Below are 21904 nucleotides of genomic sequence, written 5' to 3'. Positions count from 1 at the left end.
CGATCTTTTTCATCAAGGTTGGAGATAGCTGATTTTTTGGGCGACACTGGGCGGGAGCGGGCCGGTGAAGGCCAAATCTGCGCGCGGGTTCGACATAGCGTCGTACCGCGATACCGACAGCCGGTCAGAAGAGGACGCGCTCCGGGTGTCACCCAGCAAACGGATATGGAGATCGATCGATATGAAGCATCTCGCCCTCGTCGGAGCCGTCAGCATTGCCGCGATCGCCTTAGCCCCGTCGGCGGGTTTGGCGCAGCAGAAGACGCTCTATGTCGCCGGTTACGGCGGCTCGTTTGAGAAGACGATCCGCGACGAGGTCATCCCGGCGTTCGAAAAGGCGAACGGCGTCAAGGTCGAATATGTCGCCGGAAACTCGACAGACACGCTCGCCAAGTTGCAAGCGCAGAAGGGCAACCAGCAGATCGATGTGGCGATCGTCGATGACGGTCCGATGTACCAGGCCATCCAGCTCGGCTTCTGCGGCAAGCTTGAAGGGCTTCCCGCCGATATCTACGACGCCGCACGCTTCAAGGACGACCGTGCGGTCGGCATTGGTCTGGTCGCAACCGGTCTGATGTACAACACCAAAATCTTCGCGGAGAAGGGCTGGGCGCCGCCGACCTCCTGGAACGATCTCAAGGATCCAAAATATCAGAAGCAGCTGGTCATTCCGCCGATCAACAACACCTATGGCCTGCACACATTGCTGATGCTCGCCCGGATGAACGGTGGCAGCGAGGCCAATGTCGACGCCGGCTTCAAGATCATCAAGGCCGACGTCAATCCCAACGTGCTGGCCTATGAGCCTTCGCCGGGCAAGATGACCGAGCTGTTCCAGTCCGGCCAGGCTGTGTTGGCCGTGTGGGGTACGGCCCGGGTCCAAAGCTTCGCCAACACCGGCTTCCCCGTCGACTTCGTCTATCCGAAGGAAGGTGCGGCCACGTTGCTGACGACCGCCTGTCCGATCACCAAGCCAAACGCATCACCGCTTGCATCGGCATTCGTCAAGACGCTGCTGGAGCCGAAAATACAGCTCGTGCTGTTGAAGGACTACGGCTACGGCCCGGTATTGAAATCGGTCGTGGTCCCGCCGGAGCTCGGCAAGATGGCGCCGATCGGCGAGCGCGCCGCGAAACTCTATACGCCCGACTGGACCGTCATCAACGACAAGCGTGAGGAATGGACCAAGCGCTGGAATCGCGAGGTCGAGCGCTGAGTTAAGACTCGGCGCCGGCGGACACGATTTCGGCGATGGCCCGGCGCGACGCCGCAGGCCCTTCGTCGCGCTTTGCCACAGCAGCACCCGGAAGCATCCATGTCCTTTCTTGAGCTCGACCGTGTCGCAAAACAGTTCGGCACGCAGACTGTGGTCGATGACTTCAGTCTGACCGTCGGCAAGGGCGAGTTCGTCTCCTTCCTCGGTCCGTCGGGCTGTGGCAAGACCACGACGCTGCAGATGATCGCTGGCTTCCTCGATCCCTCGCGCGGCGCGATCCGGCTCGAGGGACGCGACCTGACCGTGGTGCAGCCGGCGAAGCGCGGGCTCGGCATCGTATTTCAGAGCTATGCGCTGTTCCCGCATATGACGGCGGCCGAGAACGTCGCCTTTGGCCTCGAGATGCGGCGCGTGCCGCGGTCCGAGTGCCGCGAGCGCGTCCGCGCCACGCTGGCCATGGTCGGGCTCGCCGGCTACGAGGAGCGTTATCCGCGGCGGATGTCCGGCGGCCAGCAGCAACGCGTCGCGCTTGCCCGCGCGCTCGTGATCCGGCCGAGCGTGCTGCTGCTCGACGAGCCGCTGTCGAATCTCGACGCCAAGCTGCGCGAGGAGATGCAGATCGAGCTTCGCCAGATCCAGCGAAATCTCGGCACCACCACGATTCTCGTCACCCACGACCAGAATGAGGCGATGTCGCTGTCCGACCGGATCGTGGTGATGAGCCAGGGCCGCATCGAGCAGATCGGTACGCCGCAGGAAACCTATGAGCGGCCGGCGTCCGCCTTCGTGTCCCAGTTCCTCGGCAAGACCAATGATTTCGCCGCGACCATCGACCGGACCGCCACCCCGGGGCGGCTGATCGCGGGCTCCTGGAGCGCGCCGGCACCGGCCGGCCTTGCGGGTCCGGTGACGATCAGCATCCGCCCCGAGCGGATCGGGTTCGGCGACGCCGGGCTCGCGGCGAAGATCGTCACCCGCATCTTCCAGGGCAATCACTGGCTGTTCCAGTGCGAGAGCGAATGCGGCTCCATGATTGTGATCCGCCAGAACGACGGCCAGAAGCAGCCCGCGGAGGGCGAGGCCGTCCGGCTCGCCTGGCGGCCTGAAGACATGAGTCTGCGCCGCACCGGAGATGCCGCATGAGCGCGGCACCAACGACGGATGGGCGCGATGCACGCACGGCGTGGCTGCTGACCGCGCCCGCGCTGATGCTGTTCGTCGGCGTGCTGGTGATCCCGCTTGCCATGACGGTGATGCTCTCGTTCCACGACTGGGGCCAGTACAAGGGCATCGAGCCGGTCTTCATCCTGAAGAACTGGCACGAGGTCGCGACCGATCCGTATTTTGCCGAGATGTTCTGGCGGACGGCCCGCATCGCGCTGCTGACGACGCTGATCACCGCCGTGCTCGGTGCGCCGGAGGCCTATATCCTCAACCGCATGAGCGGACGCTGGAAGAGCTTTTTCCTGCTCGTGATCCTCGGCCCGTTGCTGATCTCCGTGGTGGCGCGCACGCTGGGCTGGGCGCTGCTGTTCGGCGGCAACAACGGTCTCGTCAACAAGCTCCTGATGTCGCTCGGGCTGATCGGCTCGCCGCTGTCCTTCATGTTCACCGAGACCGGCGTCGTCATCGCGCTCGCGCATGTGATGATGCCGTTCATGGTGCTGTCGGTCTGGGCCGCCCTGCAGCGCGTCGACCCGCAGATCGAGAACGCGGCTCTGTCGCTCGGCGCCGGCCCGCTCACGATCATCCGCCGCATCGTGCTGCCGCAGATCATGCCGGGCGTTTTGTCGGGCGCGATCATCGTGTTCTCGCTTTCGGCCAGCGCTTTCGCGACGCCCGCCATTATCGGCGGCCGCCGGCTCAAGGTCGCGGCGACGCTCGCCTATGACGAGTTTCTCAACACGCTGAACTGGCCGCTCGGTGCGGCGGTGGCGGTCCTGCTGCTGGTGGCGCTGGTGCTGATCGTCGTTGGCAGCAACGCGCTGATCGAGCGGCGCTATGCCGAGGTGTTCCGATGAGGACCAACGGCCCGCTCGCGCTGATCTTCCATACGATCTTCGTCGTCATCATGCTGGCGCCGATCCTGGTGGTCTGCCTCGTCGCCTTCACGCCCGAGGGCTATTTGTCGCTGCCGACCACCAGTTTCTCGCTGCGCTGGTTCAGAACGATCGCGAACTACCCCGAGTTCGTCCGTGCGTTCTGGGTCAGCCTCGGGCTGGGTGCGCTGTCCTCGCTGGTGGCGGTGCTGTTCGCGGTGCCGGCGGCGCTTGCCATTGCCCGTTACAGTTTTCGCGGCCGTGACACCCTCGCAGCGTTGTTCCTGTCGCCGCTGATGATCCCGCATGTTGTGCTCGGCATTGCCTTCCTGCGCTTCTTCACGGCGATTGGCATTGGCGGCAGTTTTGCAGGATTGCTGGTCGCCCATGTGGTGGTGGTGTTTCCGTTCGCACTGCGGCTGACGCTGGCCGCGGCGACCGGCATGGACCGCTCGATCGAAATGGCCGCGGTATCGCTCGGCGCCGGCGATTGGACGCTGTTCCGCCGCGTGACCCTGCCGCTGATCCTGCCGGGCGTCATTAGCGGCTGGGCGCTCGCCTTCATTCAGTCCTTTGACGATCTGACCATGACCGTATTCCTGGCGACACCCGGCACCGAGACGCTGCCGGTTCGCATGTTCCTTTACATCCAGGACAACATCGATCCGCTGGTGACGTCAGTCTCGGCCAGCGTGATCGCGATCACCATGACCGCCCTGATCCTGCTCGACCGTTTCTACGGGCTCGACCGCGTGCTGGCCGGCAAGAACGACCCGGGGCGCTAGGAGTACCCATGTCAAAAGACTATGACGTCGCTGTCGTGGGCGGCGGACTGCTTGGCTCCGCGATCGCCTGGGGTCTTGGCCGGCTCGGAAAGCGGGTCGTTGTGCTCGACGAGGGCGACGTCGCCAAGCGCGCCTCGCGGGCAAACTTCGCGCTGGTCTGGGTGCAGAGCAAGGGCCTCGGCATGCCGGCCTATACCGGCTGGACCATGCGGGCGTCCGAGACCTGGGGCAGGCTCGCCGCCGAATTGAAGGACCAGACCGGGCTCGACGTCGCCCTGCAGCAGAATGGCGGATTCCACCTGACGCTTGGCGAGAATGAGTTTGCACAGCGCGCGCAGCTCGTGACGCGGATGCACAACCAGGTCGGCGCGGCCGATTACCGGATGGAGATGCTGTCGGCCTCCGAGGTCAAGAAGATGCTGCCGTTGATCGGGCCGGAGGTCTCCGGTGGCAGCTTCTGTCCCTGGGACGGGCACGTCAATTCGCTGCGCACCTTCCGCGCCTTCCACACCGGGCTGAAATTGTTCGGCATCGAATACTTTCCCGAGCGGCCGGTCTCGGCGATTTCCCGGAGCGGCGGCGAATTTCGGCTGTCGACAGCGCAGGGCGAGATCCGCGCCGGCAAGGTCGTGCTCTCCGCCGGCAACGCCAACCAGTCGCTCGCGCCGATGGTCGGCCTGTCGGCGCCGATGGGCCCGACCCGCGGCCAGATCGTGGTGACCGAGCGCACCATGCCGTTCCTGCCGCACCCCCTGACCACCATTCGCCAGACCGACGAGGGCACGGTGATGATCGGCGACAGCAAGGAAGATCAGCTTGACGATCGCACGCTGAACCATGCGGTCAGCGCCGTGATGGCGGATCGGGCGCAGCGCACGTTTCCGCATCTGGCGCGCCTCAACGTCATCAGGACCTGGTCCGGCATCCGCGTGATGCCGCAGGATGGTTTCCCGATCTACGATCAGTCAGAGAGCGCGCCGGGCGCGTTCGTCACCTGCTGTCATTCCGGCGTGACGCTGGCTTCCAACCACGCCTTCGAGATTGCCCGGATGGTGGCGGCGGGCGCGCTCGAACCGGAACTGGTCGGGGCGTTCTCGGCCCGCCGCTTCGACACCAACCATGCTGCGACAGGCAGCGGCTATTACTGACATCGACACGACCCGAAGGGGCGAAGAGGCAGCCAATGTTCAAACGATCCGATCAGGACAGCAGACCATCCGTGCGCATCGTCGTGGACGGGGCCGCCCTCGCGGCGCGCGAGGGCGATACGGTTTCCGCAGCATTGCTCGCCTCCGGCCGTGACGTGCGCCGTGCGACCGCGGTGAGCGGTGCGCCGCGCTTGCCCTATTGCATGATGGGCGTGTGCTTCGACTGCCTCGTCACCATCGACGGCGTCGGCAATCGGCAAGGCTGCCTGGTGCCGGTTGCCGAGGGCATGCAGATCGAAATCCAGAAGGGCAAGCGGGAGATCGGCCGATGAACACGACTGCCAGGCACGACAGTTATGATGTCGTGGTGATCGGGGCAGGTCCCGCCGGGCTCGCCGCCGCCACGACCGCGGCCGAGGCTGGCCTGTCGACGTTGCTGCTCGACGAGAATGCCGGTCCCGGCGGCCAGGTCTGGCGCGCCATCGCTTCAACGCCGGTGAGGGATCGCAACCATCTCGGCGCCGACTATTGGGCGGGTTCGGAACTTGTCGAGGAGGCGCGATCGAGCGGCGCCGAGATCATCCAGCGCGCCACCGTCTGGAGCCTCGACCGCAATCTCGAGATCGGCGTGTCGGTCGGCGGCGCGTCGTTCTTCGTCAAGGCGCGTCGTGTGATCCTGGCGACGGGTGCGCTGGAGCGGCCGTTTCCGATTCCCGGCTGGACCCTCCCGGGCGTGATGACCGCAGGCGCCGCGCAGACGATGCTGAAATCGTCGGGCCTCGTCCCGAGCGGGCCGACGGTGATCGCCGGCCAGGGGCCACTGCTTTGGCTGCTCGCCGCGCAGATCCTGCGCCTCGGCGGCCGTATCGACCGCATCCTCGATACGACCGAGCGTCGCAACTATCTTGCCGCGCTGCCTCACGCCTTCGCCTTCATGACGTCGCGCTATTTCGCAAAGGGTTTGGCGTTGATGAAGCAGGTGCGCGCCAAAGTGCCCGTCGTGACGGGTATTAGCGAACTCGCGGCCGCCGGCGACGGCCAGCTCGCAACTGTAACGTATGTGTCGGGCGGCCGGCGCGAGACTGTTCCGGCCGAGTTGCTGCTGCTGCACCAGGGCGTGGTGCCCAACGTCAATCTGGCGATGGCAACAGGGATCGAACATCGCTGGGATGATTTACAGCTGTGCTGGTCGCCGGTGCTCGATCGTGACGGCAACACATCGGTTGAAGGCATCGCGATCGCCGGCGACGGGGCCGGGATCGGCGGCGCGGATGCCGCCATTGTCCGCGGCCGTATCGCTGCACGCGCCGCGGTCGAGGCGCTGGCGCCGGCGGCTGCTGCCAGGCTCGCACCGATGGCATCCTTCAAGGCATCGCTGGTAAAGGCCGAGCGCGGCCGCATCTTCCTCGACACGCTGTTCCGTCCGGCCCCGCAGTTTCGCATCCCCTCTGGCGACACCATCGTCTGCCGCTGCGAGGAGGTGTCGGCCAGGGACATTCTCGACGCGGTCGCGATCGGTGCGACCGGTCCCAACCAGCTCAAGGCCTATCGCCGCACCGGCATGGGTCCCTGCCAGGGCCGGCTCTGCGGCCTGACGGTCACCGAGCTGATGGCGCAAGCGCGCGGCAAGAGTCCTCAGGAGATCGGCTACTACCGGCTGCGTGCGCCGGTGAAGCCGATCACGCTGGCGGAACTGGCGGCGGTGCCGAAGACGGAAGCCGACGTCAATGCGGTGGTGCGCGGATGACGAAGCTTGCGGATGCCATCATCATCGGTGGCGGCATCCACGGATGCTCGACCGCACTTCACATGTGTCTCGCCGGCATGAAGCCGGTGCTGATTGAAAAGGACTATGCCGGCCGCCATGCCTCGGGCGTAAACGCCGGCGGTGTCCGCCAGCTCGCACGGCATGTCGCCGAGATCCCGCTCTCGATCCGCTCGATGGGAATTTGGGAGCGGATTGAAGAACTGGTCGATGATAGCTGCGGCTTCGAAAGCCACGGCCAGGTGCTGGTCGCCGAGAACGACGCCGAATTCGACGCCTGTCGCGCGCGCGTCGCCGAGCTGAACGCGCTCGGCTTCACCCACGAGGAACTGATCGATGGGCCGGAGCTGCGGCGGCTGGTGCCGGCGGTGGCGGAGAGCTGCCCTGGCGGCGTGGTGTCGCGGCGCGATGGCGCGGCCGAACCGGCGCGAACCACTACCGCGATCCGGCGCAAGGCAGAAGCGCTCGGCGCCACCGTTCGTGAGGGCGTCGCCGCAACCAACATTCGAAAGCAGGATGGGCTGTGGCGGGTCGATGTCGGTGCCGATAGCTATGCGGCGCCGGTGCTGGTCAATGCCGCAGGTGCCTGGGCCGGCCGCATCGCCGCTGATCTTGGCGAGCCGGTGCCGGTCGAAACCGTGGCGCCGATGCTGATGATCACGTCCCGCGTGCCGCATTTCATCGATCCCGTCGTGATCCTGCGCGGCCGCAAGCTGTCCTTCAAACAATTCGCCAACGGCACGGTGCTGATCGGCGGTGGTCATCTGGCGACGCCGGACCAGGACCGCAACGAGACGGTGCTGGACTGGCGCAGTCTCGCCATCAGCGCCCGCACCGTGTTCGAGTTATTTCCCGTGATGCGCAGCGCCACCATCGTGCGCGCGTGGGCCGGCATCGAGGCTCGCACAAAAGACGAACTGCCCGTCTTCGGCCCGAGTGCTCGTCACTCAGGGCTCTATCACCAGTTCGGCTTTTCGCTGCACGGCTTCCAGCTCGGCCCCGGCGCCGGCGCCGTGATGACGGAGCTGATCGCGAGCGGTGGCACCCAGACCCGGATCGGCGATCTTGGCATCGACCGCTTTCATTCTTCCCAACCCTAGAACCAAGATGAGGACATCATGAACATCATCCGCAACATCCGCACGCCGATCATGCACCGCGCCGTCGAGGCCAACGGTTTTGTCTTTGTCGGCGGCACGATCGCCGACGACACCAGCGTCTCGATGGGCGAGCAGACTCGCAACATCCTCGGCAAGATCGCGGGCTATCTGAAGGAGGCGGGCACGGATCGATCGCGCGTCGTCAGCGCCTCGATCTTTGTCACGGATCTCTCGAAGAAAAAGGAGATGGATGCGGCCTGGACCGAATTCTTCGGCGACAATTTGCCGGCGCGCGCAACCGTAGGCGTGGCCGATCTCGGTGGCGGCGCCTTGATTGAGGTCGTGGTCACCGCGCTCAAGGGCTGACGCGGGCATTTCCCTCTCGTTTCACCGGCTGACCGGTGAAACGAAGGGGACCTGTGCGCGGTGCGGCTATTCTTCCGCTGGGCCGGCGAGGCTGCGACGGAGGCGCTGGGTTTCGCGCCACGTCTCATGAGCCTGTTTGCCAAAACGAGCGAGCCTGGTTGCGACCTGCATGATGATGAGTGTGACCATGGTTATCGGCCCGCTCTGGAGAACAAGCGGTCGATCTGGCGCTCGGCATCATCAGACAGGTTTTGCAGCCCGTGGGCGGCAACGTATGTCTCAACAATGTGGGCAGCCCGCCGCTCGTTGGATTCGATACGGACGCGCAACAATCTTGCAAGAAATGAGGGTTTTTTGGTCGGGGCAGAAAGCCAGGCCCCAGTGGTTAGAACATTCGCCATTAGATGGCTCCTTTTCGGAGTTGTCCTTGGAGCGAATTTCCTTCCTGATTCCTACATAGATATTGCAGCGCACAAATGCGAGGTCAAAAAGCGCGCATCAGGCATCAATTTTTGCCGCATCGGGTGAACGACAATTCGGCACAAGGTTAACGGCGGGTTAAACTCCGGCCGTCATTCCCAATCGGCCGATTCCCGGAAATTTCAGCGCCGGCCGGCGAACATCGAATCCCAGCACCGCGCCGAGGAAATTGATTTCGAAGCCTTCGACCCATCCGATGGTGAGGCCGAGATAACCCCCGAGCGACGCAAAAACGCCGGTGCCGGAAGCCGTCAGTCCGAACGACCTGCCCTCGTAGGGATAGTCTTTTCCGATCGCGGTGGGCGGCAGCACAGCCATCAGTTCGGGGACCGCGTTGAGGACGGCCTGCACGAAGGTGTTGGAGTTCGGACCCGGCCACGGGCTGTAGTCGCCATAGGCCCGGAATCGATAATTTTCGACGACGTGACGGATCTTGGGGATCAGGCGACTTGCTTCCTCGCCATCGACCGCGACGATGGTTTCAGGGGTGGCGCCGAACCAGCGCGCATCGGCCGCGAAGCCGTTGGTCCGAATCGGCTCGCCCCAGGCGGTGTAGTCATAGCGGGTGTAGGTCGCGGCGTTCTGCTCCTTGATAACGATCCAGGTGTGGATCGCGAAGATCGCCTTCCACCGCAGCGTGCGCGCGCCATAAATGCGAATGACCGCATCGGGATGGCGGGATGCCTCGGGCAAAAGCCCGGCGCTGGAGCGGTCCGCCGTCTGCCAGCCGCCGCGGGGTTCAGCGGAAAAATAGCGGGCCGCCGATACACCGATCGGCACAAAGACCAACGACAGAAAGATGATGACGGGTTTGATCAAGGGCCTAGCTGGCGTGATGGATATGACGGACTACGATCCCTCATATAGTCCGCATCTTTGTTTGCGCCAGTTTGGTACCCGGACTGGGCCCGGACAAAAAATCGCGAAAACAACCCCATGCAAAGTAGAACGGGCTCCTGGTCACGCCACCCGGGTTGCGCTGCGTCCCCCTAGGCCAGATTGTGAACCCATGCCTCCGGATAAAGCGCATAGGCGTCGCCACGGCGTGCAAGGCGCGAGAATGCGGGGAAATGCAGGTGCATCCCGGCGATCAGGATGCCGTCTGCGCTGACGCGATCGAACATACGTTTTCGTGAGGCTGCTGCCGCGGCGAGGTCGGTGTCGAAGGCCATGCCGGCTTCGGGAAACGCGGTCTGCACTTCCGGCACGTGCACGGTGTCGCCCCAGATCATCAACTGATCATTATCAGATGCAATCAGATACGCGGTATGACCCGGCGTATGCCCGAGGCTGGGTACTGCGGTTACGCCGGGAAAAACCTCGCCGTCTCGAAACAAACGCGTGCGTTCCCTGTACGGTTCGACCTGCTCCCGGCCGGCGCCAAAATAGAGCTGCCTGGCTCGCTCGTCGACCTTGCTCATCTCGCCATCGTCAAACCAATAGGCCTGTTCGTTTTCGTGCATGACCAGTTCCGCGTTCGGAAACAAGCGTTGGCCGTTCGACATGTCGGTCAGGCCGGCGGAGTGATCCGGGTGCATGTGCGTGAGCAGCACGGTGTCGATCGATTTCGGATCGATGCCGGCTGCCGCAAGATTACGCTGCACGTGGCCGGCGGTCGGCTGCAGATAATTGCCCGATCCGGTGTCGACGATCGCGATACGACCCCTCGAATGGATCAGGAATGTGTTGACGCTGGTTCGCCGCGCCGGCCGGAATGCGTCCTGCAGGATTCGGCGTGCTTTCTCGACGTCGACGTTACGCATTACCTCGAGATTGCCGTCGAGATAGCCATCGCTGATCGTGGTGACGACGATGTCCCCGACCTTGCGATGATAAACGCCGGGAATTTGCTGTGCGGGTTGCGAAGGCATGTTGGAAGACCCTGTGCAATGGAGGAGGGGTGCGATCAGGCATCGAGCGTGTTGAGGAACGCGTCGATGCAATCGGAAAACAGATCAGGCGTTTGCACCGCCATGTAGTGGCCGGAGGGAATTTCGACGTAGCGTGCCCCGGGGATCGTTTTGGCCGTGGCTTCCGCGAGTGCGGGCGGGCGCACGCGGTCAAAACTGCCGCCGATCACGAGCACGGGACAGCGCAGCCTTGTCAGTTCGTCCTGCATGTCGAGGCCGGCCAGCATGCGCCAGATCGTGGCATAGCTCGCGGGATCGTTGCCGAGCCACCGCGCCCGGTATCGTTCAAAGCGCGCGATGTCGCCGCGAAGCTCCGGCGCATAACCATTCTGCGTCGAATCGGCGACGGCGAAAGCCATGCCGGCAGCCTCGATCTTGAGGAGCCGTTCAAGCGCTGCCGCGCGACGCTCCGCGGCTATGCCGGTGGCCGGGCTGCTGACCGCGACCGCACTCGTGCGTTCGGGGTATCGGGTCGCGAAATGAAGTGCGATCGCGCCGCCGAGGGCGACGCCCGCCAGTGCGACCTTGCCGGCGATGCCGAGCGCATCGAGTAGACCTGCGATGTCGTCGGCCATCGTATCGATGCCAAGCTCGCCGCGCACCTTCTGGGACATTCCCGCGCCTCTGGTGTCGTAGCGCAACACCCGGCGCGCTTCCGAGAACCGTGGCACGACGTCGTCAAAACTTTCGAGCGAGCCAGCCATTTCGTGCACCAGCACCAGGGTGCGGTCACCCTTGCCGCTAAGTTCGTAGCGCAGCCCGACGCCATCAAGTTCGATGAAATCCATTACAAGTTCCCGGCTTCTTTTTTGGCACCTGCCAACGCACCAACAGCGCACGGCGTGCGCTGTTGGTGGTCGATTGGCGGCAAAGGCCGTTTCGAAGCGGAGGCTGCTACCCGAGCTTGGTCGACGAGCGCGACAGCAGTTTCCAGTCCGATCCCTGCTTTAGCCAGGTCATCAGGATGTGGAGGTTGGTGGCGGTCTTCTTGCCGTCGGCGACGGCCTCCTGCTCACCGAGCCAATTGAACCGGACGGTCGCGACCGGACCGACGACGCGGATCGCGGGGTCTTTATAGGTCAGCGACAGCCATTTCGATTTTCCGCTGGTCGCGCCGGCGATGAAGGCCGCCTTGTCCTCGACCCGGCCATCCGAGTGGCTGTAGCTGAGCTCGGCTGCGCAAAGCGCGGCGAGCCCCTCGGCGTTGGCGGCGGCCTGCGCGGTGCGGAAGGCCTCGAGGTTCTTGGCGATCGCATCTTCATCGGCGCCGGCGAAGGCCGGCATCACGCCGAGAAGTCCGATGGCGAGTACCGGTAACGCAAGCTGACGACGATCGATGTCCATGGATTTCCTCCGTTGTTATGGTTTTGAGACCGTGCGTTGTTTTCTGCTGGCCGGGACTCGCGATCGGGGCAGGATCCGGCCTGCGGACGCACGCGGTTGCAGTTTCCGCAGGACCGATTGAAACACAGGGTTGTGTCTTCTGAAAGTATTATCAGCGGTGTGCGCTGCGAGAGAGAACGATCCCGTGGCCCGAGTCAGGTTTGCAATTTTGGTGCTTGCAATCTGGCGAGCGTTAGCGTCAGGCGAGTAGAGGGTTTCGAATAGTTCTACGGCGGTTGTAAAATTCTGCCGCCATGCAGATCAGAATCAGACCAGCACCGTCGGCTTGGGTGGGTGGGCGGTCCGGGGATGATGATCGTGCAGGTAGGTTGCGAGCGTGTTTGCAATGACCCCGTCATCGACGGCAGCTGCAAACAGCATTTCCTGGGCGTCGCGCGACAGCTCCGGCCACACCTTCAGCGCTGCGTGACCGAGCAGTGCGGCGAACTTGTTTTCGTCCATCTCAAATCCTCAAGCGATACCGGAAACCAGGCGCGCCGAAGGCCGCAGATTTCTCTGCGGCCCCGACTTGACGAAACTGGATCTTACCAGCGCGGTCCGACGCCAAATCCAACACCGACGCCGCCCGGTCCCACGCCGATACCGACGCTCGGGCCGTCATTGTAATAGCCGCGGCGTTCAATGTATCGCTCGCGCGGAGCGTAATAATTGTAGCTGTCGCCGTATTCCCGCTCAACGACGACGCGGCGGCCGCCACGGGTGCGGTAGCACTGGCCATATTCGTCGCACACCATGCTGACATGTTCGATGCCGTTATCCGGCATCACGGTAATGCCATTCGAGAGTGGTGCGGCCGTTGCGCCGGTAGCGAGCAGCGTGCCGGCGCCAATCGCGAGCACTACGATAAATTTCTTCATGACTGAACTCCTTCAGGTCGATGAACACCAACCCCACCGCTTACCGAATGTTCCCGGATTTGGAATGTTCCCGGCCACTCATTTGGCGCGCGAATCGGAACCCTGCGAAGCAATGCACCGCGACCAGCGCTGTCGCTTATGCCGGCAGCCAGGCCTTCACCGCCCGACGGGCGCCCAATTCGTAGAGCTGCGCCAGCGCGCGCGTCACGGCGTTGCGCAGGCGGGGGTCGTTTCCAAATTCGCCGAAGATCGAACGAACGTCGAGCAGCGCAGGCGCCAGCCGATCAGCGACGGGGCCGGCTGTTTTGGCGATCGCGGCCAGTTCCGCCGCTAAGGGATCGCGCACCTCGATCGCCTGTCCCTTCTCATCGCTGGCCGTGACGTAGCGCATCCAGCCTGCGACGGCGAGCGCATGCGTATCGATCGGCAAGCCCAGCCGCAGCCGGTCCTGCATCGTGCCGAGCAGCCGCTGCGGCAGTTTCTGCGATCCGTCCATCGCGATCTGCCAGGTGCGGTGACGCAGGGCGGGGTTGGCAAAGCGCTCGAGAAGCGAGGCGCTGTATCCCGCCAGGTCAGTCCCCTCGGGCATCGAAAGCGTCACGGCGGATTCCTGCATCACGCCATGGGCGAACGCCGCAAAGCGATCGTCAGTCATCGCAGCGGCAATGGTCTCATGGCCCGCGAGATAGCCGAGATAGGCCAGCGCCGAATGGCTGGCATTGAGCAGCCGCAGCTTCATGTGTTCGAACGGCGTCACGTCAGCGACGAGCTGCACGCCGGCGCGGGCGAAGTCCGGCCGGCCGGCCGGAAAATTGTCTTCGACGATCCACTGCGTGAACGGCTCGGTAATTACAGGCCACGCATCGGTCACGCCGAGTTCGGACGAGACCGCCGCGCGATCGGCGTTGGTAGTCTCGGGCACGATGCGATCGACCATTGTCGATGGGCAGGCGACGTGATCGGCGATCCACTTTCCGAGCTCGGGCGAGCGCAGGTGCGCGAACTGCGTCAGGATCCGTTTCACGGTATGGCCGTTGGCCGAAAGATTGTCGCAGGAGAGGACGGTGAAGGGCGCGATATCAGCCACGCGGCGACGCGCCAAAGCGGCCACGATGAATCCCGGAGCCGATCGCGGCGCATCCGGATTTGCAAGGTCGTGGACGATGTCGGGATGGTCAGCGTTGAGTTCGCCGGTCTGCGGCGTGTGGCAATAGCCCTTCTCAGTGATGGTCAGCGAGACGATGCGCGTGGCGGGATCAGCCATGCGGGCGATCAATTGTGCGGGGTTGTTCTTGGCCACTTCCGTCTGCAGCACTGAGCCGATGATCCGGTGTTCAGTGCCCGCGCCGGAGCGAACGGCAACCGCATAGAGACAATCCTGCGGGGCAAGGGCGTCGTAGGTGTCCGAACTTCGAAGGCTGGCGCCGATGATTCCCCAGTCCGTCGGGCCGTTTGCGAGCAGGTCGTCGATCACGACCGCCTGGTGCGCGCGGTGAAAGGCGCCGATTCCGAGGTGGACGATGCCTGATGTGACGCGTCCACGGTCGTAACCGGGGCGGCGGATATGGCCGGGAAGCCGGTCAAGGCTGGCGTTCGAGAGGCGCAAATCGGCCTCCTTTGGGTTGGAATGGCGGAATTTTCGCCATTCGCCTTGACATAGCGCGCCCGTAAGGTCAATGTTTGGTCAATTGGTAAGGCCAATTTACCGATCGGTGGCGAAGCTCAAGGCCAGTCCGATGGCCAAGCCACCAGAAAAAGAACCGATCCGCGGGATCGTTCGGGGAGAGACCAGCGTGCCGCTTGAGGCAGTGGAAGCGCGACGCCTATACCGCCAGGTTGCCGATCAGCTGCGCGCGTTGATCGACAGCGGCGAATACGCCGTCGGCTCCAGGCTCCCGACCGAACGCGATATTGCCGAGCAATTGAAGGTCTCCCGTCCCACCGTGCGCGAAGCGCTGATCGCGCTCGAGGTCGAAGGACGTGTTCGCATTCGGGTCGGCTCCGGAATCTATGTCAGCGATCCGGCCGCGCTGGCCACGCCTTTGCCGGCCTCCGCAATGATCGAAGGGCCGTTCGAATTGCTGCGCGCCCGCGAATTTATCGAAGGCGCCATCGCCGAACAAGCGGCGAGGGTAGCAAAGCCCGAGGATATCGCGCGCATCGACGCCTCGCTGCTGGCGATGGCCAACACCCAGCATCCCGGCGACGCCTCGATGATCCATGATCGCGCCTTCCATGTCGCGGTGGCGGGAAGTCTCGATAACGCCGTGCTGGTTCGTGTCGTCGGCGAACTGTTCGACCAGCGGCTCAATCCCTATTTTGCCAAGCTGGCGCATTATTTCGAGAACCCGGAATCCTGGGGCGCCGCGCTCAGTGAGCATCAGGCGATCCGCGACGCCATCGCCGCGCGCGATCCCGACGCCGCGCGCACCACCATGCGCGAGCATCTGGCGCGTTCGCAGGAACGCTTTGCACAAAATTTTGGAACCGAAGCCGCAGCGCCTCGTGCGCAGGCCAGGAGCGGCTGATCAGGCATTCGAACGGTTCGGCCAAAAAGGCTGAAGCGGTTGAGTAAGAAAAGCAAATGTAACAACGGAGGAGATTTCAATGTTGAAGAAATTGACAATCATATTGGCGGCTTCCGCTGCCGCGCTTGTTGCGGCCACCAGCGCCGGCATGGCGCAGACCAAACTGAAATGGGCGCACGTCTATGAGACGTCCGAGCCGTTCCATACCGCGTCGGTGTGGGCCGCACAGGAGATCGGCAAGCGCACCAACGGCCGCTATGCGATCGACGTCTATCCGGCCTCGCAGCTCGGCAAGGAAGCCGACATCAACCAGGGCCTTTCGCTGGGCTCGGTCGACATCATCATCTCCGGCTCGAGCTTCGCCGCCAAGAGTTTTCCGCCGATCGGCGTGACCTATTATCCCTACACGTTCCGCGACGCCGATCATCTCCTGGCCTACACCAAGAGCGATGTCTTCAAGGATCTCACCAAGGGTTATGAAGACAAGACCGGCCACCGCATCGTCGCAGTGACCTATTACGGCGTTCGTCACACCTCGTCGAACAAGCCGATCAAGGTCTGCGCGGACATGAAGGGCCTCAAGATCCGCGTGCCCGACGTGCCGGCATATCTGGCGATGCCGCGCGCCTGCGGCGCCAACACCGCGCCGATCGCCTTCGCCGAGGTTTACCTGGCGCTGCAGAACGGCACCGTGGAAGCCCAGGAAAATCCGCTCACCACCATCGAGGCGAAGAAGTTCTACGAGGTGCAGAAGCACATCGTGCTGACTGGTCACATCGTCGACCACCTCAACACGATCATTTCCGGCGGGCTCTGGAAGAAGCTCAGCGAAGAGGATCGCAAGATCTTCACCGAAGTCACCCAGGAAGCCGCCGCCAAGGCAACCGGCGAGATCAAGGTCAACGAGGCCAAGCTGGTCGATTTCTTCAAGCAGAAGGGTCTCACCGTCACCGAGGTCGACAAGGACGCGTTCCGTGACACCGTGATCAAGACCACGAGCTTTGAAAGCTTCGACTACCGCAAGGCCGACTGGGATCGCATCCAGGCGGTGAAGTAAACCGACGGGCTTTTGTCCCTGCTTGCCGCATCCATCGCGGCGGGCAGGGGCGAGCCACCTCGAGCCAGTTTGGAAGGAAAGCCCAACTCCATGGCTGAAGTGCACAAGCAGATCACGGCGGAAGAGATCGCCCATACGTTCGAGGACGAGGCGCCGAAGGGCGCCGACCTCAGTCCGTATGCGTTCGAGGACTGGCTGGCGCTGGTGATCTTCTGGATCATGGCGCTGTGCGTCTTCCTGCAGTTTTTCACCCGCTACGTCCTCAACGACAGCTATGCCTGGACCGAGGAGATCGCGACCTATTGCCTGATCGGCGTGGTATTTATCGGCTCGTCGATGTGCGTGCGGCTGTCGCGGCACATCCAGGTCGACCTGGTGTTCCGCTATCTGCCGCATGCGGTGGCGCGCGCGCTCTCGACCGTGATCGACCTGATCCGGATCGCCTTCTTCGGCTATGCGATCAAGCTGGTCTGGGTCTACATCCAGATCATCGGCGAAGAGCGGATGACGACGATCAAGATCGAAAAGGGTTTTGTCTATTACGGCGTGCTGCTCGGCTTCGTGCTGATGTTCGGCCGCTCGATCCAGATCGCGATCGAAAACTGGCGGCGCGGCTATTCGATACTGGAGCGCCCCGGCGCGTTCGACGGAACGGAAGGGTAGGGCGATGCTGCTGCTGCTTGGGGGATTTTTGCTGTTGATGCTGGTCGGCCTTCCCGTCGCGCTGGCGATGGCGGTGTCGTCACTGTTGTACATTCTCGTCACCGGCATCACGCCCGACGTGACGCTGGCGCAGCGCATGATCGCGGGCGTCGAAAGTTTTCCGCTGCTCGCGGTTCCGTTCTTCATCCTCGCCGGCAACCTGATGAACATCGCCGGCGTCACCGGCCGCATCTACAGCTTTGCGGTAGCATTGGTGGGCTGGATGCGCGGCGGGCTTGGCCACGTCAACATCGTCGGCTCGGTGATCTTTTCCGGCATGTCCGGCACCGCGATCGCCGACGCCGCCGGCCTCGGCACCATCGAAATCAAGGCGATGAAGGACCATGGCTATTCGACGGAGTTTTCGGTTGGCGTGACCGCGGCTTCCGCGACGCTCGGCCCGATCATCCCGCCGTCGCTGCCGTTCGTGATCTACGGCATGATGGCGAACGTCTCGATCGGCGCGCTGTTCCTTGGCGGCCTCATTCCGGGCGTCGTCATGACCTTGATGATGATGGCGACCGTGGCCTATTTCGCCCACAAGAACGGCTGGGGCAGCGATACGCCGTTCTCCTGGCGGCAGATCGGCTCGGCCGGGCTCGAGATCGTGGTCGTTATGTGCTTTCCGCTCGCGGTCTGGCTGCTGGTGCTCGCCGGGCTCTCGGTCAACATGGCGGTTGGCATCGGGCTCGTGGCGCTGCTGGCGCTCGACTGGTATTTCGATTTCTCCGCCGTGATGGCGCTGATGGCGCCGGTCATCCTGATCGGCGGCATGACGCTGGGCTGGTTCACGCCGACGGAGGCTGCGGTCGCCGCCGTGATCTGGTCGCTGTTCCTCGGGCTGGTGCGCTATCGCTCGATGACGTTGCAGACGGTGGCGAAGGCGACGTTCGACACCATCGAGACCACGGCATCGGTGCTGTTCATCGTGACGGCGGCCTCGATCTTCGCCTGGCTGCTGACGGTGTCGCAGGCGGCGCAGATCCTGAGCGATGCGATACTCGGGATCACCCAGAACAAATGGGTGTTCCTGCTGCTGGCGAACATCCTGATTCTGTTCGTCGGCTGCTTCATCGACACCATCGCCGCGATCACCATCCTGGTGCCGATCCTGCTGCCGATCGTCCTGAAGCTCGGCATCGATCCCATTCATTTCGGGCTGATCATGACGCTCAACCTGATGATCGGCCTGTTGCACCCGCCGCTTGGCATGGTGCTGTTCGTTCTCGCCCGCGTCGCAAAGCTCTCGGTCGAGCGCACGACGATGGCGATCCTCCCCTGGCTGGTGCCGCTGCTGCTGGCGCTCATCGCCATCACCTACATCCCGGAGCTGACGCTCTGGCTGCCGAAATATATGGGACTTGCTAAGTGATAGGACTCGCAAAATGACATCGATGGCTTTGGCTGCAACACTGTTCGGCCCCGAGGACCTGCGCATGGTCGAGCGGCCGCTCGATCCATTGGCGTCAGGCATGGTGCGAATTCGTTTCGGCGCCGGCGGCATTTGCGGCTCCGACATGCATTACTACCGCCATGCCCGCACCGGCGATTTCGTCGTCACCTCGCCGCTGGTGCTCGGCCATGAGATCGCGGGCGAAGTGGTCGAGATCTCGGGCAGCGCGCCCGGCCTGAAGACCGGCGATCGCGTCGCCGTCAATCCGTCGCGCTGGTGCGGCCACTGCACGCCGTGCCGCGAGGGCCGGCTGAACCTGTGCGAGAACATCTTCTTCATGGGCTCGGCTTCCAAGACGCCGCACATGCAGGGCGGGTTTTCCAGCCTGTTCGATGCCATTCCCGCGCAATGCGTCAGGATTCCGGACCATGTGACGTACCAGGCGGCGGCACTGGCCGAGCCGCTCGCGGTCTGCCTGCACGCGGTCGCCCGCGCCGGCGATATCAAGGGAAAGCGCGCGGTGCTGTTCGGCTCGGGCCCCATTGGCCTGCTGACGATGCTGGCGGCGCGCCGCGCCGGCATTGCCGAAGTGACCGTCGTCGATATCGCCGCCGCGCCGTTGGCCTTCGCAACCCGGCTCGGCGCCAACCATGTCATCGATATCTCAAAGGGCGATGAGGCCCTGAAGGCTGTCGCGCCTTACGACGTGGCGTTTGAGGTTTCCGGCACGGCGGCCGGCCTTGCCAGCGCCATCGGCGCGGTCAGGCGCGGCGGCGTCGTCGTCCAGATCGGCAATCTGCCGGGCGGACAAATTCCGACGCCCGCGAACGCCGTGATGGCCAAGGAGATCGACCTGCGCGGCTCGTTCCGCTTCGGGCCGGAATTCATGACCGCGGTCGAACTGATTTCCGACGGCAGCGTCGATGTGCTGTCGCTGGTGACGGCCGAGCGCCCGCTCTCGGTCGCGCCCGATGCGGTTCGCCTCGCGCTTGACCGCTCGCAGAGCGTCAAGGTCGTGCTGACGGCGCAGTGAGCGGAAGATATTCAGGAGATTTCCCATGATGCTGCAGGGATGGCGGTGGTACGGACCTGATGATCCGGTGTCGCTCGACGATATCCGCCAGGCCGGCGCCACCGACGTGGTCACCGCGCTGCATCAGGTGCCGATCGGCGAAGCCTGGACGCGATCAGGCGTCGAGGAGCGCAAGCACATCATCGAGAAAAGCCAGCCCGGCCGTTCGCAGCTGACCTGGTCGGTGGTGGAATCGATTCCGATCCCCGACGACGTCAAGCGGCTCGGCGGCAAGGCCACACGCTCGATCGAGGCCTGGATCGCCAGCCTCGAAGCGGTGGCCTCGGCCGGCATCAAGATCATCTGCTACAATTTCATGCCTGTCGTGGACTGGTGCCGCACCGATCTGGAATGGGAGCTGCCGAACGGCGCCAAGGCGATGCGCTTCGACCAGGAGCGGTTCGCGGCGTTCGATCTGCACATCCTGCAGCGTCCGGAAGCGGCGGCGGAATATTCGGAAAGCGCGCGTGCCCGTGCCAAGCAGGTTCACGCCGGGATGACGCAGGCCGATATCGATGTCCTCGTCACCAACATCGCCAGCGCCTTGCCGGGATCGACCACCGATCCCCTGACCATTCCGCAGTTCCGCGACCGCTTGCAGCAATATAGCGGCATCACCACCGCCGTGCTGCGCCAGCATCTGATCGAGTTTCTCGCGCGCGTCACGCCGGTGGCCGAGCAGCTTGGCGTGACGCTGACGCTGCATCCCGACGATCCGCCGCGGCCGCTGTTCGGCCTGCCGCGCATCGCTTCATCGGCGGAAGACTACCAGGCGCTGTTCGACGCGGTTCCGTCCAAGGCGAACGGCATCTGCTTCTGCACCGGCTCGCTCGGTGTGCGCGCGCAAAACGATCTGCCGGCGATTGCAAAACAATTCGCACCCAGAATCGGCTTTGCACATTTGCGGGCGACCAAACGCGAGGCCGACGGCCTGTCGTTCTTCGAATCCGACCATCTCGATGGCGACGTCGACATGATCGCGGTGCTCAAGGCGTTGCTGACCGAAAACCGGAAACGTTCGGCAGGCGAAAAGGTCATATTCCGGCCGGACCACGGCCATCGCATGCTCGACGATCTCGCCGAGACCAAGCGCACCAATCCCGGCTACACCGCGATCGGCCGGCTGCGTGGGCTGGCGGAACTGCGCGGCGCCATCCGCGCCATCGAGCACGCCGGCTGATCGCGGCGCGACAATTCATGACCTGACGTAGGCCGTTCTAACCCGGCGTGAAGGTCGCGACGATCATTCTTTGCAGCGCTGGCCAATTTTTGTCTTCGACTACCAGGCGGAAGCCGAGATTGGCGGGTGGCACGCCGGCAGCGCAGCCGCCGGTGCGAGGATCGCGGATGAAGTCGGTCATATAGGTCCGGTGGGCGCCCTGCACGACGCGAACGCCGCAATTGGTGTTGGTCACGCGCGCAGCCCCCGTCGGCTCCAGCGTCATGCGAAGGAAGCAGCTGTTGGTCCATTCCCAGATATTGCCGCCGACATCCAGCAGCCCGTTCTCGTTGCGACCGAAGGCGCCGACCGGTTGCGGGTCGAGCGCGCCGGGCCGCGCTCGGTTGGCTTCCGCCTCGTAACGCGCAATCCAGGCCTGCGCGGGATCGACCGGGTCGACCAGCGGCAGCGCTTCTTCGCGGACCTTCTGGCCGGCTGCGAACACCCATTCCTCGTCGGTGGGAAGGCGGTGCAGGACCCCGGTCTTGTTCGTCATCCATTCGGCATAGGCCGTTGCATCCCGCCAGCTGACGCCGACCATTGGACGCTCCGCCATCGCGGAGGCTTGCGGGATTTTAGGACATCGGCCGTCATCGGCGCAGCGCGCATATTCGCCCGCGGTGACCTGACGGTTCATGATCTTGATGCTGGCGGCTAGAAGCGCTTCACGCAGCGGGGCTGGCGCGGGTTTGCCGTCGCGGGAGAAATCGCCGGCGAGCCGATACTGAAACGGTTTTGCGGCAATTTCGGTGATCGCGGAATCGACGGGGTGGGCAACAGGGGCGACCGTCAGCGCGATCGGACTGGCCAGAACGGCCGCTGTTATCGCGGCCTTGATTTTCATGGCGAGCAGCATGGGGCGG

Annotated in this window: 24 protein-coding genes; 15 read left to right on the top strand and 9 right to left on the bottom strand. The window is 63.9% G+C overall.

Annotated elements, in window-relative coordinates:
• The first annotated feature begins 181 nt into the window (after positions 1-181).
• From JQ575_RS33960 to JQ575_RS33920, 9 genes are all read left to right on the top strand, one after another.
• Positions 182-1216, top strand: coding sequence for an ABC transporter substrate-binding protein (locus JQ575_RS33960; RefSeq protein ID WP_212037526.1), 1035 nt, complete (start codon positions 182-184; stop codon positions 1214-1216).
• 99 nt (positions 1217-1315) lie between these two features.
• On the top strand, positions 1316-2359 hold the full coding sequence (locus JQ575_RS33955; RefSeq protein ID WP_212037524.1) for an ABC transporter ATP-binding protein: 1044 nt from the start codon (positions 1316-1318) through the stop codon (positions 2357-2359).
• Positions 2356-3237 (top strand): ABC transporter permease, encoded by an 882-nt coding sequence (locus tag JQ575_RS33950; RefSeq protein ID WP_212037522.1) that lies wholly within the window; start codon positions 2356-2358, stop codon positions 3235-3237. The genes JQ575_RS33955 and JQ575_RS33950 overlap by 4 nt, the downstream gene beginning before the upstream one ends.
• Complete coding sequence (locus tag JQ575_RS33945) at positions 3234-4040, top strand: ABC transporter permease (RefSeq protein WP_212037520.1); 807 nt, start codon at positions 3234-3236, stop codon at positions 4038-4040. The genes JQ575_RS33950 and JQ575_RS33945 overlap by 4 nt, the downstream gene beginning before the upstream one ends.
• Before the next feature lie 8 nt (positions 4041-4048).
• Positions 4049-5188 (top strand): FAD-binding oxidoreductase, encoded by a 1140-nt coding sequence (locus JQ575_RS33940; RefSeq protein ID WP_212037519.1) that lies wholly within the window; start codon positions 4049-4051, stop codon positions 5186-5188.
• 35 nt (positions 5189-5223) lie between these two features.
• A complete protein-coding gene (locus tag JQ575_RS33935) occupies positions 5224-5520 on the top strand; it encodes a (2Fe-2S)-binding protein (protein WP_212037518.1) in 297 nt (98 codons plus the stop codon).
• Complete coding sequence (locus tag JQ575_RS33930; RefSeq protein ID WP_212037517.1) at positions 5517-6935, top strand: NAD(P)/FAD-dependent oxidoreductase; 1419 nt, start codon at positions 5517-5519, stop codon at positions 6933-6935. The genes JQ575_RS33935 and JQ575_RS33930 overlap by 4 nt, the downstream gene beginning before the upstream one ends.
• A complete protein-coding gene (locus JQ575_RS33925) occupies positions 6932-8053 on the top strand; it encodes an FAD-binding oxidoreductase (protein ID WP_212037516.1) in 1122 nt (373 codons plus the stop codon). Before JQ575_RS33930 ends, JQ575_RS33925 begins: the two co-directional genes overlap by 4 nt.
• Before the next feature lie 18 nt (positions 8054-8071).
• Positions 8072-8419 (top strand): RidA family protein, encoded by a 348-nt coding sequence (locus tag JQ575_RS33920; protein WP_212001947.1) that lies wholly within the window; start codon positions 8072-8074, stop codon positions 8417-8419.
• Positions 8420-8610: 191 nt separating this feature from the next.
• Here the strand turns inward: JQ575_RS33920 and JQ575_RS33915 are convergent, their stop codons facing one another.
• From JQ575_RS33915 to JQ575_RS33880, 8 genes are all read right to left on the bottom strand, one after another.
• Positions 8611-8820, bottom strand: coding sequence for a hypothetical protein (locus JQ575_RS33915; protein WP_212037515.1), 210 nt, complete (start codon positions 8818-8820; stop codon positions 8611-8613).
• A 157-nt stretch (positions 8821-8977) separates the two neighbouring features.
• Positions 8978-9718, bottom strand: coding sequence for a DUF3750 domain-containing protein (locus JQ575_RS33910; RefSeq protein WP_212037514.1), 741 nt, complete (start codon positions 9716-9718; stop codon positions 8978-8980).
• A 170-nt stretch (positions 9719-9888) separates the two neighbouring features.
• Positions 9889-10770 carry an MBL fold metallo-hydrolase gene (locus tag JQ575_RS33905; protein WP_212037513.1) on the bottom strand — a complete coding sequence of 294 codons (882 nt, stop codon included), beginning with the start codon at positions 10768-10770 and terminating at the stop codon, positions 9889-9891.
• A 35-nt stretch (positions 10771-10805) separates the two neighbouring features.
• Positions 10806-11597: an alpha/beta fold hydrolase gene (locus JQ575_RS33900; protein WP_212037512.1), complete on the bottom strand. Its 792-nt coding sequence runs from the start codon at positions 11595-11597 to the stop codon at positions 10806-10808.
• A gap of 106 nt (positions 11598-11703) precedes the next feature.
• A complete protein-coding gene (locus JQ575_RS33895; RefSeq protein ID WP_212037511.1) occupies positions 11704-12153 on the bottom strand; it encodes a nuclear transport factor 2 family protein in 450 nt (149 codons plus the stop codon).
• A 306-nt stretch (positions 12154-12459) separates the two neighbouring features.
• Complete coding sequence (locus JQ575_RS33890) at positions 12460-12654, bottom strand: hypothetical protein (protein ID WP_212037510.1); 195 nt, start codon at positions 12652-12654, stop codon at positions 12460-12462.
• A gap of 83 nt (positions 12655-12737) precedes the next feature.
• Positions 12738-13070 (bottom strand): hypothetical protein, encoded by a 333-nt coding sequence (locus JQ575_RS33885; protein ID WP_212037509.1) that lies wholly within the window; start codon positions 13068-13070, stop codon positions 12738-12740.
• Between the two features lie 136 nt (positions 13071-13206).
• Entirely contained in the window at positions 13207-14676 is a 1470-nt protein-coding gene (locus JQ575_RS33880; protein ID WP_212037508.1) for a mannitol dehydrogenase family protein, read from the bottom strand.
• 187 nt (positions 14677-14863) lie between these two features.
• Here JQ575_RS33880 and JQ575_RS33875 point away from each other — a divergent pair, with 187 nt between their 5' ends.
• The 6 genes from JQ575_RS33875 to uxuA all read left to right on the top strand — a co-directional run bounded on the left by JQ575_RS33875 (position 14864) and on the right by uxuA (position 21002).
• Positions 14864-15598, top strand: coding sequence for a FadR/GntR family transcriptional regulator (locus JQ575_RS33875; protein WP_212037507.1), 735 nt, complete (start codon positions 14864-14866; stop codon positions 15596-15598).
• Positions 15599-15677: 79 nt separating this feature from the next.
• Positions 15678-16655 carry a sialic acid TRAP transporter substrate-binding protein SiaP gene (locus tag JQ575_RS33870; protein ID WP_212037506.1) on the top strand — a complete coding sequence of 326 codons (978 nt, stop codon included), beginning with the start codon at positions 15678-15680 and terminating at the stop codon, positions 16653-16655.
• A 90-nt stretch (positions 16656-16745) separates the two neighbouring features.
• Positions 16746-17318: a TRAP transporter small permease gene (locus tag JQ575_RS33865; protein WP_212037505.1), complete on the top strand. Its 573-nt coding sequence runs from the start codon at positions 16746-16748 to the stop codon at positions 17316-17318.
• Positions 17319-17322: 4 nt separating this feature from the next.
• Positions 17323-18729, top strand: a complete 1407-nt coding sequence (locus JQ575_RS33860) for a TRAP transporter large permease (protein WP_212037504.1) — start codon at positions 17323-17325, stop codon at positions 18727-18729.
• A 13-nt stretch (positions 18730-18742) separates the two neighbouring features.
• Positions 18743-19783, top strand: coding sequence for an L-idonate 5-dehydrogenase (locus JQ575_RS33855; protein WP_212037503.1), 1041 nt, complete (start codon positions 18743-18745; stop codon positions 19781-19783).
• Between the two features lie 25 nt (positions 19784-19808).
• A complete protein-coding gene (gene uxuA / locus JQ575_RS33850) occupies positions 19809-21002 on the top strand; it encodes a mannonate dehydratase (RefSeq protein WP_212037502.1) in 1194 nt (397 codons plus the stop codon).
• Between the two features lie 37 nt (positions 21003-21039).
• On the opposite strand, the gene JQ575_RS33845 is transcribed toward uxuA, so the two are convergent.
• Positions 21040-21897, bottom strand: coding sequence for an SUMF1/EgtB/PvdO family nonheme iron enzyme (locus JQ575_RS33845; protein ID WP_212037501.1), 858 nt, complete (start codon positions 21895-21897; stop codon positions 21040-21042).
• Positions 21898-21904: the final 7 nt, after the last annotated feature.

This window comes from Bradyrhizobium sp. JYMT SZCCT0428 (genome assembly GCF_018131075.1).
GTDB lineage: Bacteria > Pseudomonadota > Alphaproteobacteria > Rhizobiales > Xanthobacteraceae > Bradyrhizobium.
This window is presented reverse-complemented; position numbering and strand designations above follow the sequence as displayed.

Excerpts from the sequence above, each read along its gene's own strand:
- JQ575_RS33960 (WP_212037526.1), top strand. The coding sequence starts at position 182 with ATGAAGCATCTCGCCCTCGTCGGAGCCGTCAGCATTGCCGCGATCGCC.
- JQ575_RS33955 (WP_212037524.1), top strand. The coding sequence starts at position 1,316 with ATGTCCTTTCTTGAGCTCGACCGTGTCGCAAAACAGTTCGGCACGCAG.
- JQ575_RS33950 (WP_212037522.1), top strand. The coding sequence starts at position 2,356 with ATGAGCGCGGCACCAACGACGGATGGGCGCGATGCACGCACGGCGTGG.
- JQ575_RS33945 (WP_212037520.1), top strand. The coding sequence starts at position 3,234 with ATGAGGACCAACGGCCCGCTCGCGCTGATCTTCCATACGATCTTCGTC.
- JQ575_RS33940 (WP_212037519.1), top strand. The coding sequence starts at position 4,049 with ATGTCAAAAGACTATGACGTCGCTGTCGTGGGCGGCGGACTGCTTGGC.
- JQ575_RS33935 (WP_212037518.1), top strand. The coding sequence starts at position 5,224 with ATGTTCAAACGATCCGATCAGGACAGCAGACCATCCGTGCGCATCGTC.
- JQ575_RS33930 (WP_212037517.1), top strand. The coding sequence starts at position 5,517 with ATGAACACGACTGCCAGGCACGACAGTTATGATGTCGTGGTGATCGGG.
- JQ575_RS33925 (WP_212037516.1), top strand. The coding sequence starts at position 6,932 with ATGACGAAGCTTGCGGATGCCATCATCATCGGTGGCGGCATCCACGGA.
- JQ575_RS33920 (WP_212001947.1), top strand. The coding sequence starts at position 8,072 with ATGAACATCATCCGCAACATCCGCACGCCGATCATGCACCGCGCCGTC.
- JQ575_RS33915 (WP_212037515.1), bottom strand. The coding sequence starts at position 8,820 with ATGGCGAATGTTCTAACCACTGGGGCCTGGCTTTCTGCCCCGACCAAA.
- JQ575_RS33905 (WP_212037513.1), bottom strand. The coding sequence starts at position 10,770 with ATGCCTTCGCAACCCGCACAGCAAATTCCCGGCGTTTATCATCGCAAG.
- JQ575_RS33900 (WP_212037512.1), bottom strand. The coding sequence starts at position 11,597 with ATGGATTTCATCGAACTTGATGGCGTCGGGCTGCGCTACGAACTTAGC.
- JQ575_RS33895 (WP_212037511.1), bottom strand. The coding sequence starts at position 12,153 with ATGGACATCGATCGTCGTCAGCTTGCGTTACCGGTACTCGCCATCGGA.
- JQ575_RS33890 (WP_212037510.1), bottom strand. The coding sequence starts at position 12,654 with ATGGACGAAAACAAGTTCGCCGCACTGCTCGGTCACGCAGCGCTGAAG.
- JQ575_RS33885 (WP_212037509.1), bottom strand. The coding sequence starts at position 13,070 with ATGAAGAAATTTATCGTAGTGCTCGCGATTGGCGCCGGCACGCTGCTC.
- JQ575_RS33870 (WP_212037506.1), top strand. The coding sequence starts at position 15,678 with ATGTTGAAGAAATTGACAATCATATTGGCGGCTTCCGCTGCCGCGCTT.
- JQ575_RS33865 (WP_212037505.1), top strand. The coding sequence starts at position 16,746 with ATGGCTGAAGTGCACAAGCAGATCACGGCGGAAGAGATCGCCCATACG.
- JQ575_RS33860 (WP_212037504.1), top strand. The coding sequence starts at position 17,323 with ATGCTGCTGCTGCTTGGGGGATTTTTGCTGTTGATGCTGGTCGGCCTT.
- JQ575_RS33855 (WP_212037503.1), top strand. The coding sequence starts at position 18,743 with ATGACATCGATGGCTTTGGCTGCAACACTGTTCGGCCCCGAGGACCTG.
- uxuA (WP_212037502.1), top strand. The coding sequence starts at position 19,809 with ATGATGCTGCAGGGATGGCGGTGGTACGGACCTGATGATCCGGTGTCG.
- JQ575_RS33845 (WP_212037501.1), bottom strand. The coding sequence starts at position 21,897 with ATGCTGCTCGCCATGAAAATCAAGGCCGCGATAACAGCGGCCGTTCTG.